Genomic DNA, 12690 nt, shown 5'->3' with positions numbered 1-12690 from the left:
CCGATCAACCTCTGATGCTATCGAATCACGTATGAAGCGATGTAGAACAGCATCGTGGGCGTCGCCAATGCGATCAAGGAAAGTACCAGTTTTCGTGCTGTGACGCGCTGACGACCGATCTTCCAACCTGCGAAGGCGAATGCAAGTGACGGGCCGAGCAGAATCGCGATGAGTAGCGCGAAAATTGGCCAGGGTGGTGAGCAGAGGTCGATTTCGTGGCAGGAATGGCGGCCGAAGTGCAGTCGCAAACCGGTATGAATCCTCCAATCGATCCGACTCCCGATCCAGAATGCAAACCAGGTCGTGATCAGGCCTGCTACCCAGTAGGCAAGCGACAAGCCGGCGCGTCTCACCTGATTTCCCAGAAAAGAATGGTTTTCGATTTTGCCAGATCGGAGTAACCGAAGTCAGTGAACGGAATTTGCAGACTGGAAATTCCGATCTGTCTGCCTATCGAGGCGAAGAGGCCTCGCGTACTGGATACCGGGAGGCGAGCGCCATTCCAGAGGTCGACGTGTCCGCCGCTCAAGTTGTCGGCAGCGTCTCCCTGTTGTTGCCAGTACCCGAAGAAGAAAATGATGCCGGTTCGATCTCTGACCTTGTTTTCCCAATCGGCTCCTGTCACATTTTCCGGCGCAGGCAACCCTGCCATCGGACGCAGTTTCAACCACTCCGCGAATTCGTATGCGCGCGTGGCTGTTGATTTGCCGTTGAGCAGAAGGCGGCCCAGCGTTGGTTTGCCCGGCATCGGCTGGATCTGCTTCTGCGAGAACGATTTCATCTCGATGCCGACGTTGTGCAGCGTTACGCTCATCCGGATCGCGCATTGGTTCTGGTAATGCCCGTTGGGATCATCGTACGGGTTTCCGTGAGCATAGTTGTTCCAAAGCTCGGAAAACGTCACGGACTTCAACTCGACTTCCTTGTGCGATTTCGGCACGGCGGTCGTCTTGACGGTTGTCTTTCCGTTCGGCATTACGCGTCCCCGCTCAATCTTGCGAGGGCTTCGTCGCCCCAGTAGACAACGTATTCATCCTCGTCTGCGGTGTGAATGCGAGGCAAATACCCGCGATCGTCGAGGTGGCCTGAATGGATGCGTCCGTCTGACGTTTCGATAACGTACGGATAGCCTGTCGATGCGCCACTTCCAATTGCGTGAACGGATTCATCGTAAGCGCCCGCGATTACTGACCCCCCTTCCCGATTTTTTTCGGAGGCAACCACGCCGGATGTTTCCGCCATATCGTCACACCATGATTCGCCAGCGAGCGTTGCCTTGATGCGCGGTGGCGTCGGGCAGCCGCATAAGACGATGTCTCCGTCGGCGGCCGTTTCACCCATGAAATTGAGGCGCCGTGGCCCGCCGGCCTTGGCGATCGGTCCGGTGCCTCTACATGCATCGCAGAATGCGAGACCGCCGATCAGTGCAACCTGGTGGCCAGGATTGCCGAAAGTGAATGTCGGCCCCGCGTAGGCAAGAATCCTTCCCCCGGTTTCCAGCGCGTCGCCGACCACCGCGATACGGCGCATCATGATTTCGCTCCTCGGTTCCGGTCACCAACCCATGTTGGCGATACCGTGTGCCGCGTGACGACGTCGCGCACTCGAAAGCGTGGCTTGTGAGGATGTCGCTCGCCGCGGCAAGCGAAAGGATTTCATCGACCCGGGGAGAGGTCGATTGGACGAGTATGAAATTGGACGACGAATTGCGAGGTAGCGACGCCGTCGGCGCGCTGCTCCTACCGCCGCCGGTGCTCGACCGCGAACTTGATCAGCTCGGCCTGCCCTTCGATTTCCAGCTTGCGCTTCAGGTTGAGCCGGTGTGTCTCGACCGTGCGCACCGACAGCCCCGTCTGCTGCGCGATCTGCTTGCTCGACAGCCCTTCCGCCAGCGCGTCGAGGATGTCGCGTTCGCGCGGCGTCAAGCGGTCGAGCGGCGACGCGGTCGCGCTGGCCTGGATCATCCGCGCGGCCAGCCCTTCGCTGAAGAACGTCTGCCCGGCCAGCACCGCGCCGATCGCGCGGACGATCTCGCTCGCCGGCGAATCCTTCAGCAGGTAGCCGCTCGCGCCGGCGCGCACGGCCTGCGTCACGTATTCGACGTTGTCGTGCATCGACAGCATCAGCACGCGGATGCCCGGAAAACGATCGTGGAACACGCCCGCGAGCGTGATGCCGTTCATCCCGTTCATGCCGACGTCCATCAGCGCGAGATCGGGTTCGAGCGACGCGGCGAGCGCAAGGGCCTCGTCGGCGTTGCCGGCTTCGCCGACCACCGACAGGTCGGCCGCTTCGAGCCGCATCCGCAGGCCGTCGCGCACGAGCGGGTGATCGTCGACGAGCAGCAGTCGGGCGGCGGGCCGGGCGGTGTCGGGGGCGCTCATGCGTCAAAGGTCTCCTGTTATGGTGCGTGTCGTCACACCGCGCTGCGCAGCGGCACGCGCGCGGCGACGATCGTGTGGCCGACCTGCGACGAGATCGTCAGCATGCCGCCGAGCGCGTCGAGGCGCTCGCGCATGTTGCGCAGGCCGATGCCGCGGCGCACATCGGCCTGCGAGCGTTCGGCATCGAAGCCGCAGCCGTTGTCGGCGATCGTCAGCGTCACGGCGTGCGCGCCGACGTCGAGCGTGACGGCCGCGCGCGACGCCTGCGCATGATGCACGATGTTGCTCAACGCTTCCTGCGCGATCCGGAACAGCGCGGTGTTCACGGCCTCGGGCAGCGGCTGCGTGCCGCTGTGCGCGACCTGCGTATAGCCGATATCGATGCCGCTTTCCGCACCGAGTTCACGCACGAGCTGCTCGAGCGCGGCCGCGAGGCCGAGATCGTCGAGCATCGACGGCCGCAGCGCATGCGAGATGCGCCGTACTTCGCGCAGCGTATCGCCGAGCCGCCCGACGCCCGACGCGAGCGCCTGCTCCGCCTCGGGCATGCGCGCCGTGCCGCGCTCGAAGCGCGCGAGCGCGGATTCGAGCATCAGCTTCGCGGACACCATCATCTGGCTGATCCCGTCGTGCAGTTCGCGCGACAGCCGCGCCCGCTCCTGCTCCTGCGATTCGACGACGCGCTGCGCGAGCAGCTTGAGCTTCGCGTCGGCACTGCGCGACTCGCTGACGTTCAGCACGAGCGCGCACACGGCAATCGCCGCCGCGCCGGTCAGTGCGATCGCGGTGAGCCAGCTCATCGTGCGCTCGATGTTCGCGGACGCGCGCGCGTCGATGCGCTGCAGCGCGGTGTCGACGTCGTCGAGATAGATGCCGGTGCCGACCATCCAGCCCCAGCGTTCGAGCGCGACGACGTAGCCGAGCTTCGGCGCCACGCGGCCCGTCGACGGCCGCTGCCATGCGTAGCGCACGTAGCCGCCGCCGCTCGACGCCGCGCCGATCAGCTTCTGGATCGTCAGCGCACCCTGCGGGTCGCGCATCGACCAGTAGTTGTGGCCGACGCGTTCGGGCTCGCGCGGATGCATCAGCGAATTGCCGTGCAGGTCGTACACGAAGAAATAGCCGTCCGGGCCGAAATCCATCTTCTGCAGCATCGCGAGCGCCTGCGTGCGCAGCAGCGCGTCGTCGCGCGCATTGCGGCCGCTCGCGTCGTAGAGCGGCATGATCGCGCTCGTCGCGAGCTCGACGTAGTGCTTCAGCTCGACTTCCTTGCTCGACAGGTACGCGGCCTGGATCGTCGCGTGCTGCGTGCGCGCGAGCGACGTGGCCTGCTGGCGCACGCCGAAGCCGATGCCGGCGATCGCGAGCAGGAACGGCACGATGGCCAGAAGGAAGATCTTTGCCTTGAGTCTCATGGTGGTGCGAAGCGGCCGCGAACCGGCGCGGGCCGGCCGGGCGCGTCAACCGCGCGGCGGTGCGGTGGCGTATCGAGCCGACATTGTCGGTGATTTTGCGCGCGGGCGGCGGTGGCCCGGCGGCGGCCCCGATGCGGCCCCGCTCAGGCCTGCCGCGACTCGAAACTGTCGGAGGGCGAAGTCGTCTGCACGACGATGCGGTTGCGCCCGCCTTCCTTCGCGCGATACAGCGCGTCGTCGGCGAGCTTCAGCGCGGCCTGCATGTCGTCGTCGTGTTCGGGATAGCTCGTCGTCACGCCGATGCTCACGGTCAGGCGGCCGACCGTGCCGGCGTCATGCCGGATGCCGAGATCGAGGATGCCGGTGCGGATCGTTTCGGCGATCGTCACCGCGCCGGCCGTGTCGATGTCGGGCAGCACCACGACGAATTCCTCGCCGCCGTAGCGTGCCGCATAGTCGGCCGGGCGGCGCAGGCAGCCGGCGATGCAGTGGCCGACCGCGGCGAGCGCGTCGTCGCCGGCCTGGTGGCCCTGCGTGTCGTTGTAGCGCTTGAAGTAGTCGACGTCGATGAACAGCAGCGACAGCGCGTGCTGCGAGCGCGCGGCGCGGCGCCATTCGCGCGCGAGCGTCACGTCGAGCATCCGGCGGTTGTCGAGGCCCGTCAGGCCATCGGTGCGCGCGAGCGCCTGCAATTCGGTTTCTGCCCGGTGGCGCTTGCGCAACTGCACGTCGAGCAGCAGCGACAGGCCGACGAAGCCGATCGCCAGCGCGGCCATCGCGGAGCCGATCGGAATCGCGCGGTCGTACCACGCGGCGTAGGTGTCGGCTTCCGAGCGCGCGACCATGATGATGAGCGGCAGGTGGTCGAGGTGCCGGAACACGTACAGGCGCCGCACGCCGTCGATCGACGCGGTGTCGGCGAAGCTGCCTTCGCTGGCCGTCATGAAGCGCCGGAACGTGCTGGCACGGCTGATGTCGCGGCCGACGATCTTGGGGTCGTATGGCTCGCGCGCGAGCATCCTGCCGTCCGTGTTGATCAGCGCGATCGAGCCGCGATCGCCGAGCGACAGCCGCGAGAACAGGTTCTGGAAATATTCGAGCCGGATCGACATCACCGCGACGCCGCCGAACGACCCGTCGGGTTTCGTGATCCGCCGGCTGAGCGCGATGCTCGGCGAGCCGCCGCGCAGCCGCGAATGGTACGGCGGGCTGACGTACAGGCCGACGTCAGGGTGATCGCGGTGCACGGCGAAGTACGGTTCGTTGGCGAAGTTGGCCTTGCGCGGCACGTCGCTCTTGCCGTCGACCGAGATGTCACCCTTCGCGTCGAGCACGTAGATGCCGCCGAGGTATTTGGCCGTCGTCGCCCGGTCGAACAGCACCTGGCGGCGCAGCGACATCGGCAGCCTGACGACCTCGGGGTCGTTCTCGCCTTCGACGACGGCCTGCAGCGACAGCGAATAGATCTCGATGTTGCGCTCGATGTCCCACGACGCCATCAGCGCAAGGTTCTGCTGCATCGCGGCCGAGCGGTCGCGCGCGTCGATGCGGCCTTCGTACAGCACGATCCCGCACAGCAGCAGCAGGAGCAGCGCGATCAGCAGCCCGGTATAGAAAATCAGGTGCGGCAGCAGGAACCGGCGCAGATGCGCGGCGACACGGCTCGTCAGGCCGGTTTCGCTGGGCATTGCGTAGTCGGTTTCTGCCATGGTCCGTATGGATCGATGGGCATCGTCGCCTGGCGGCGGGCCGATGCGATTGTTCGTATGACGTGACGGCGGCGATCCGCTGCGCGCCCTTCCCGCGCATTCCTCCCGTTCAGCGGAGAAAACGGACACCGATTATCGGTAATCGTGGCTGGATAAACCGATAAATCACTTATTCATAGGTGACATCTCTCGCGATTCGACGATCCGACGAATCGGGCGATGCGAATCCATCGGAGTATAGCGCGCGCGTTCGCGCGCGAGGAAAATGTTGCGACCCGTTGATCCGGATCAAATTTCAGTGCATTCCCGAACTTGCGCATATCGGGCAGAACGTTGCTGTGCAAGGTTTTGCGGCATGGCAGAAGAAGTCGCGCCGCGCGTGGCCGCCGAGCCCGGGGTTTTAACGGCGGGCGCGTGCCACAAACGAAAGCGCGCAATATGTACCGATTATCGGTTTCAACGGACCCATTCAACGACCGTGTGAACGCGAAAATGAAAACGGGCGGCCGAGAGGGCCGCCCGTTTCGTCAGGCCGGCATGCGGGCGGACCCGCATGCGCAACCTTATGCGCCGTGCTGTTGCGCCTTGAACGCGAGGCGGAACCGGTGCAGCAGCGGCTCGGTATACCCGCTCGGTTGCGACGTGCCCTGCAGTGCGAGCGCGCACGCGGCCTTGAACGCGGTCGACTGGTCGTAGCCGGGCGCCATCGGGCGATAGTTCGGGTCGCCGGCGTTCTGCTGGTCGACGACGCGGGCCATCCGCTTGAACACGTCGAGCACGAAGGCCTCGGTGATCACGCCGTGGCGCAGCCAGTTCGCGATGTGCTGGCTCGAGATGCGCAGCGTCGCGCGGTCTTCCATCAGGCCGACGTCGTGGATGTCCGGCACCTTCGAGCAGCCGACGCCCTGTTCGACCCAGCGCACGACGTAGCCGAGGATGCCCTGCGCGTTGTTCTCCACTTCGCTGAGGATCTCGGCGTCGCTCCACTCCGCGCGCTCGACGACCGGCACGGTCAGCAGCCCTTCGAGCAGCGCGTCGCGTTCGCTCGCGTACGGCGTCTTCTCGAGTGCCTGCTGGACGGCCTGCACGTCGACGAGGTGGTAGTGCAACGCGTGCAGCGTCGCGGCGGTCGGCGACGGCACCCAGGCGGTGTTCGCGCCGGCGCGCGGATGCGCGATCTTCTGCTCGAGCATCGCGTGCATCAGGTCCGGCATCGCCCACATGCCCTTGCCGATCTGTGCGCGGCCGCGCAGGCCGGCCGACAGGCCCGCGAGCACGTTGTTGCGCTCGTACGACTGGATCCATGCCGACGACTTCATGTCGCCCTTGCGGATCATCGGGCCTGCTTCCATCGCGGTGTGCATCTCGTCGCCGGTGCGGTCGAGGAAGCCGGTGTTGATGAACGCGACACGCGCGGCGGCCGCGGCGATACACGCGGCGAGGTTCACGCTGGTGCGGCGCTCCTCGTCCATGATGCCCATCTTCAGCGTGTTGCGCGGCAGGCCGTACAGATCCTCGATGCGCGCGAACAGCGTATCGGCGAACGCGACTTCGACCGGACCGTGCATCTTCGGCTTCACGATGTAGATCGAGCCCGTGCGCGAATTGCGCTTCGCGTTCAGGTCGTGCAGCGCGCACAGCGTCGTGACGACGCCGTCGAGGATCCCTTCCGGAATCTCGTTGCCGTTGCGGTCGAGCACCGCGCCGTTGGTCATCAGGTGGCCGACGTTGCGCACGAACAGCAGCGAGCGGCCGTGCAGCGACAGCGTGCCGCCGTCGGGCGTCGTGTATTCGCGATCGGCGTTCAGGCGGCGCGTGAAGCGCTTGCCGCCCTTCGCGACTTCCTCGACCAGCGTGCCCTGCATCAGGCCGAGCCAGTTGCGGTAGAGCTGGACCTTGTCGTCGGCGTCGACCGCCGCGACCGAATCCTCGCAGTCGATGATCGTGCTGACCGCGGCTTCGAGCACGACGTCCTTCACGTTCGCGAGATCGGCACGGCCGATCGGCGTCGATGCATCGATCTGGATCTCGAGGTGCAGGCCGTTGTGCTTCAGCAGGATCGCGGACGGTGCGTCGGCCGCGCCCTGGTAGCCGACGAACAGTGCCGGCTGCGCGAGAGACACGATGCCTTGCGCGGTTTCGACGGCGAGCTGGCCGTCCTGCACGCGGTAGCGCAGCGCGTCGCGGTGCGAGCCGCTCGCGAGCGGCGCCGCGTTGTCGAGCACGTTGCGCGCGTAGTCGATCACGCGCTGGCCGCGCGTCGGGTTGTAGACCGCGGTGCGTTCGGCGCCGCCGTCTTCAGGCAGCGCATCGGTGCCGTACAGCGCGTCGTACAGGCTGCCCCAGCGGGCGTTCGCGGCGTTCAGCGCATAGCGCGCGTTCGACAGCGGCACGACGAGCTGCGGGCCGGCCTGCGTGGCGATCTCGCTGTCGACGTTCGCGGTGGCTGCCGCGACGTTCGGCGGGACCGGCACGAGGTAGCCGATTTTCTCGAGGAATGCGCGATACGCGGCATGGTCGCGCACCGGGCCGGGGTGTGCGCGGTGCCATGCGTCGAGTTCCTGCTGCAGGCGATCGCGTTCCGCGAGCAGCTCGCGATTGCGCGGTGCCAGGTCATGCACCAGGGCCGAGAAACCGCTCCAGAACGCGGCCTTGTCGATGCCGGTGCCCGGCAACGCTTCGTTTTCAATGAACTGGCTGAGCGCTGGCGCGACTTGCAGTCCTGCTTGGTCGATCATCGTGAATCCTCCCGGGGAAAAATGCGCGCGCGGCTTGGCTGGTTATTCCGCGACGCTCTGTGTGCCGGCGCGAGCGATCTGCGCGTCCTGCTCCGACTTTACGCCAGACACGCCGATCGCGCCCGCAATCCGGCCGCCGACCGAGACCGGCACGCCACCTTCGAGCAACCCCGTCAGCGGCACGCTGAGAAACGCGGTGCGGCCACCGTTGATCATATCCTCATACGCTTTCGTCTCGCGACGGCCGAGCGCCGCCGCGCGCGCCTTGTCCTGCGCGATGTAGGTGCTGGCCGGCGAGGCGCCGTTCAGCCGCGCGAACGCGAGCAGGTGGCCGCCGTCGTCGACGACGGCGATCGACACGGCCCAGCCGTGGCGTTCCGCTTCCGCGCGGGCGGCGGCGAGCATGCGGTCGGCATCGGCGAGTTCGAGTTCGGGTTTCGTCTGCATGGATGTCCTCCGGAATCAGGTCAGTTGACGAGTCGGTTGTCGACGAGCTCGATCCAGTGGCGCACGGGCGTGCGGCCCGCGCCGTTCAGGTGAGTCTGGCAGCCGACGTTGGCCGTGACAATCAGGTCCGGCCGCGCGGCTTCGAGCGCATCGAGTTTGTTGTCGCGCAGTTGGGTCGCGAGTTCGGGTTGTGTCAGCGAATACGTGCCGGCCGAGCCGCAGCACAGATGGCCGTCGGCGACATTCGTCAGATCGAAGCCAAGGCGTGTCAGCACGCTTTCGACCGCGCCGCCGAGGCGTTGCGCGTGCTGTAGCGTGCACGGGCAGTGGACCGCGACGCGGCGGGGCGTCTCGTCCGCCAGCGCGTCGAGCGGCTCGGCGGCGATCACTTCGGCGAGATCGCGCGCGAGCGCGCTGACGCGCCGCGCTTTCTCCGCATAGACGGGGTCGGAGCGCAGCAGGTCGCCGTATTCCTTCACGAACGCGCCGCAGCCGCTCGCCGTCAGCACGATCGCTTCGGCGCCGGCTTCGATCGCGGGCCACCATGCGTCGATATTGCGGCGCGCGCGGGCGAGGCCCGCGTCCTGCGCGTTCAGGTGGTATTCGGTCGCGCCGCAGCAGCCGGCTTCGCGCGCCGGCGTGACGCTGATGCCGAGCCGGTCGAGCACGCGCGCGGCGGCCGCATTGGTGTTCGGCGACAGCGACGGCTGCACGCAGCCTTCGAGCATCAGCACGCGCCGCGCGTGGCGCACGGCCGGGCGCGGTGCGGCCGCGGGGACAGCGGCCGGGATCTTGTCCTGCAGCGTGGCGGGCAGCAGCGGGCGCAGCGCGCGACCGGCCTTCAGCAGCGCGGCGAACGTCGCCGGGCGCGGCACGACGTGCCGCAGCCCCGCGCGCAGCAGGCGCTCGCGCGCCGGCCGCCGTGCGCGCTTCTCGGCTTCCGCGCGGCCGATGTCGAGCAGCGTGTGATAGCGCACGCCGGACGGGCAGGTCGTCTCGCAGTTCCGGCACGTCAGGCAGCGGTCGAGATGCTGTTGCGTGCGCTCGCCGCACGGCTCGCCTTCGAGCAGCTGCTTGATCAGGTAGATGCGGCCGCGCGGCCCGTCGAGCTCGTTGCCGAGCACCTGGTAGGTCGGGCAGGTCGCATTGCAGAAGCCGCAGTGCACGCACGCGCGCAGGATCGCTTCCGCTTCGTCGGCCCGGGCGAGGGCCTTGCTTGCTTCGCTGAGATTGGTTTGCATCGGCGGGTCCGGATCGGGTTCGCGTCAGAAGCCGGCGTAGAGCCGGCCGGGATTGAAGATCGCATGCGGATCGAGCTGTGCCTTGAGTTGTCGATGTACGCGCATCAGCGCAGGCGGCAGCGGTTGGAACGGCTCGTGGGTGGAGCCCGGCGTGAAGCAGGTCGCGTGGCCGCCCCATTGCGCGGCTAGCCGCTGCACGTCGGCCGGCGCCGCGTCGCTCGCCAGCCAGCGTTGCGCGCCGCCCCAGTCGACGAGCTGCGCACCCGGCAACGCGTCGAGCGGCGCGGCGGCCGGCACCGACACGCGCCACAGCGGACGCGGATCGTCGAAGAACGGCAGCGCGAGGTCGCGCAGCCGTGCCCAGAATGCGTCGCCGGTGTCGTCCATCGGATCGCCGCCGATCGTGTCGCGTGCAGCCTTCACCGAGCCTTCGCCGCCTTCGATCCGCACGCGCAGCACGCCGTCCGCGTGGCACGCGCCTGCGAGCGGCAGCCCCGCGCGCCGCCACGCGGCGATGCGCTGCATGGCTTCGCTGGCGGCAAGCGGCAACGCCAGATCGCAGGTTGCGCGCGGCTTCGGCAGCACCTTCAACGACACTTCGGTCACGACGCCGAGGCAGCCGAAGCTGCCCGCGAGCAGCCGCGACACGTCGTAGCCCGCGACGTTCTTCATCACTTCGCCGCCGAAGCGCAGGTGCTTCGCGTGGCCGGTAATCACGCGGCAGCCGAGCACGAAGTCGCGCACCGCGCCGGCCCACGGGCGGCGCGGACCCGACAGCGCCGCCGCGAACATCCCGCCGACCGTTGCCGTGCCGCCGAACGACGGCGGCTCGCACGGCAGCATCTGGCCGGCCGCGTCGAGCATCGCTTCGAGATCGGCGAGCGGGGTGCCCGCGCGCGCGGTGACGACGAGTTCGGTCGGGTCGTACGACACGACCCCGCGATGCGTGCGCACGTCGAGCGTGCGGCCTTCGACAGGGCGGCCGAGGAACGCCTTCGTGCCGGCGCCGCGGATGTGCAGCGGCTGGCGGTCGTGGATTGCCGCGTCGACCTGCGCGACGAGCGCCGCGCTGTCGTCGATCGATTCGATGTCGCGTCGCATCAGAAGCGCTCCAGTTCGGGAAACGGCAGCTTGCCGTGATGGACGTGCATCGCGCCGAATTCGGCGCAGCGGTGCAGCGTCGGGATGTTCTTGCCGGGATTGAGCAGGCCCTGCGGATCGAACGCGGCCTTCACCGCATGGAAGAACGTGATTTCGTCGGCGTTGAACTGCACGCACATCTGGTTGATCTTCTCGCGCCCGACGCCATGCTCGCCGGTGATGCTGCCGCCCGCTGCGACGCACAGCTCGAGGATCCTGCCGCCGAGTGCTTCCGCGCGATCGAGTTCGCCGGGCCGGTTCGCATCGAACAGGATCAGCGGATGCATGTTGCCGTCGCCCGCGTGGAACACGTTCGCGACCGGCAGCCCGTACTCGGCGGACAGCGCCGCGATCCCTTCGAGCACGCGCGGCAGCTCGCGGCGCGGGATCGTGCCGTCCATGCAGTAGTAGTCGGGTGACATGCGGCCGACCGCGGGGAACGCGTTCTTGCGGCCGGCCCAGAAACGCTGACGCTCGGCTTCGTCGCGCGCGACGCGAATCTCGGTCGCGCCCGCGTCGCGCAGCAGCGTGGCGACGCGTTCGGCGTCGTCGTCGACGTCGCTCGCCGCGCCGTCGAGTTCGCACAGCAGGATCGCCTGCGCATCGACCGGATAGCCGGCGTGGATGAAATCCTCGGCCGCGCGGATCGCGAGGTTGTCCATCATCTCGAGGCCGCCGGGAATCACGCCCGCACCGATGATGCGCGCGACCGCGGCGCCGGCCTCGGCGACGTCGTCGAAGCTTGCCATCAGCACCTTCACGCTCGGCGGTTTCGGCAGCAGCTTCACCGTCACTTCGGTGACGATGCCGAGCATCCCCTCGGAGCCGGTGAATAGCGCGAGCAGGTCGAAGCCCGGTGCGTCGAGCGCATCGGCGCCGAGCGTGAGCGTATCGCCGTCGATCGTCAGGATCTCGACCTTCAGGATGTTGTGCACCGTGAGCCCGTATTTGAGGCAATGCACGCCGCCGGCGTTCTCGGCGACGTTGCCGCCGATCGAGCATGCGATCTGCGACGACGGATCGGGGGCGTAGTAGAGGCCGTGCGGCGCGGCCGCCTGCGAGATCGCGAGGTTGCGCACGCCGGGCTGCACGCGCGCGATGCCTGCATCGGGGTCGATATCGAGAATCCGGTTGAACTTCGCCATCACGAGCAGGATGCCTTTTTCGAGCGGCATCGCGCCGCCCGACAGCCCCGTGCCCGCGCCGCGCGCGACGACCGGCACGCGGTGCTCGGCCGCGACGCGCAGCACCGCACGCACCTGTTCGACCGTGTCGGGAAGCACGACCGCGAGCGGCACCGTGCGGTACGCGGCGAGGCCGTCGCATTCGAACGGCCTGAGCGCCTCGCGTTCATGCAGCACGTCGAGGCCGGGCGCCGCCGCGTGCAGCGCGGCGACGAGCGTGTCGCGGCTGACGGTCGTCAGCGGGCCGTCGATCCGTTCGTCGTAGATGAAACTCATTGGTCTGTCTCCACCATGCGGGCGGCTGCGCGATGCGCGACACGCCAGAAGGAGGGGATTCTTGGCGGGCCGCGCGGGCCTGTCCAGACGTCTTCGATGTGGTCATACCAGTTTTTGGAGGGGCCCTCCGTCGATAGTCGGCGAAGATCATGAAAT

At 67.5% G+C, this 12690-nt stretch carries 11 protein-coding genes; all 11 read right to left on the bottom strand.

The genetic code is table 11. From position 1 onward, the window contains the following. Positions 1-17: 17 nt before the first annotated feature. The 11 genes from BLA15945_RS05480 to glcD all read right to left on the bottom strand — a co-directional run bounded on the left by BLA15945_RS05480 (position 18) and on the right by glcD (position 12534). Complete coding sequence (locus BLA15945_RS05480) at positions 18-338, bottom strand: hypothetical protein (RefSeq protein ID WP_174991714.1); 321 nt, start codon at positions 336-338, stop codon at positions 18-20. Positions 339-349: 11 nt separating this feature from the next. After that, positions 350-976, bottom strand: a complete 627-nt coding sequence (locus tag BLA15945_RS05475) for a type VI secretion system amidase effector protein Tae4 (RefSeq protein ID WP_174991713.1) — start codon at positions 974-976, stop codon at positions 350-352. Next, a complete protein-coding gene (locus BLA15945_RS05470) occupies positions 976-1533 on the bottom strand; it encodes a PAAR domain-containing protein (protein ID WP_081051976.1) in 558 nt (185 codons plus the stop codon). The genes BLA15945_RS05475 and BLA15945_RS05470 overlap by 1 nt, the downstream gene beginning before the upstream one ends. Before the next feature lie 206 nt (positions 1534-1739). Further along, positions 1740-2384 (bottom strand): response regulator, encoded by a 645-nt coding sequence (locus tag BLA15945_RS05465; protein WP_059238338.1) that lies wholly within the window; start codon positions 2382-2384, stop codon positions 1740-1742. Between the two features lie 32 nt (positions 2385-2416). Then, positions 2417-3799, bottom strand: a complete 1383-nt coding sequence (locus BLA15945_RS05460) for a cache domain-containing protein (RefSeq protein ID WP_174991712.1) — start codon at positions 3797-3799, stop codon at positions 2417-2419. Positions 3800-3942: 143 nt separating this feature from the next. Next, entirely contained in the window at positions 3943-5508 is a 1566-nt protein-coding gene (locus BLA15945_RS05455) for a sensor domain-containing diguanylate cyclase (RefSeq protein WP_174991711.1), read from the bottom strand. Positions 5509-6071: 563 nt separating this feature from the next. After that, positions 6072-8246: a malate synthase G gene (locus BLA15945_RS05450; RefSeq protein ID WP_174991710.1), complete on the bottom strand. Its 2175-nt coding sequence runs from the start codon at positions 8244-8246 to the stop codon at positions 6072-6074. Between the two features lie 42 nt (positions 8247-8288). Beyond that, positions 8289-8693 (bottom strand): GlcG/HbpS family heme-binding protein, encoded by a 405-nt coding sequence (locus tag BLA15945_RS05445; RefSeq protein ID WP_174991709.1) that lies wholly within the window; start codon positions 8691-8693, stop codon positions 8289-8291. Between the two features lie 20 nt (positions 8694-8713). Next, positions 8714-9934 (bottom strand): glycolate oxidase subunit GlcF, encoded by a 1221-nt coding sequence (glcF, locus tag BLA15945_RS05440; RefSeq protein WP_174991708.1) that lies wholly within the window; start codon positions 9932-9934, stop codon positions 8714-8716. A gap of 24 nt (positions 9935-9958) precedes the next feature. Continuing rightward, positions 9959-11035 (bottom strand): glycolate oxidase subunit GlcE, encoded by a 1077-nt coding sequence (gene glcE / locus BLA15945_RS05435; RefSeq protein ID WP_174991707.1) that lies wholly within the window; start codon positions 11033-11035, stop codon positions 9959-9961. Next, complete coding sequence (glcD, locus tag BLA15945_RS05430) at positions 11035-12534, bottom strand: glycolate oxidase subunit GlcD (protein WP_059238352.1); 1500 nt, start codon at positions 12532-12534, stop codon at positions 11035-11037. The genes glcE and glcD overlap by 1 nt, the downstream gene beginning before the upstream one ends. Positions 12535-12690: the final 156 nt, after the last annotated feature.

This window comes from Burkholderia arboris (assembly GCF_902499125.1).
GTDB lineage: Bacteria > Pseudomonadota > Gammaproteobacteria > Burkholderiales > Burkholderiaceae > Burkholderia > Burkholderia arboris.
This window is presented reverse-complemented; position numbering and strand designations above follow the sequence as displayed.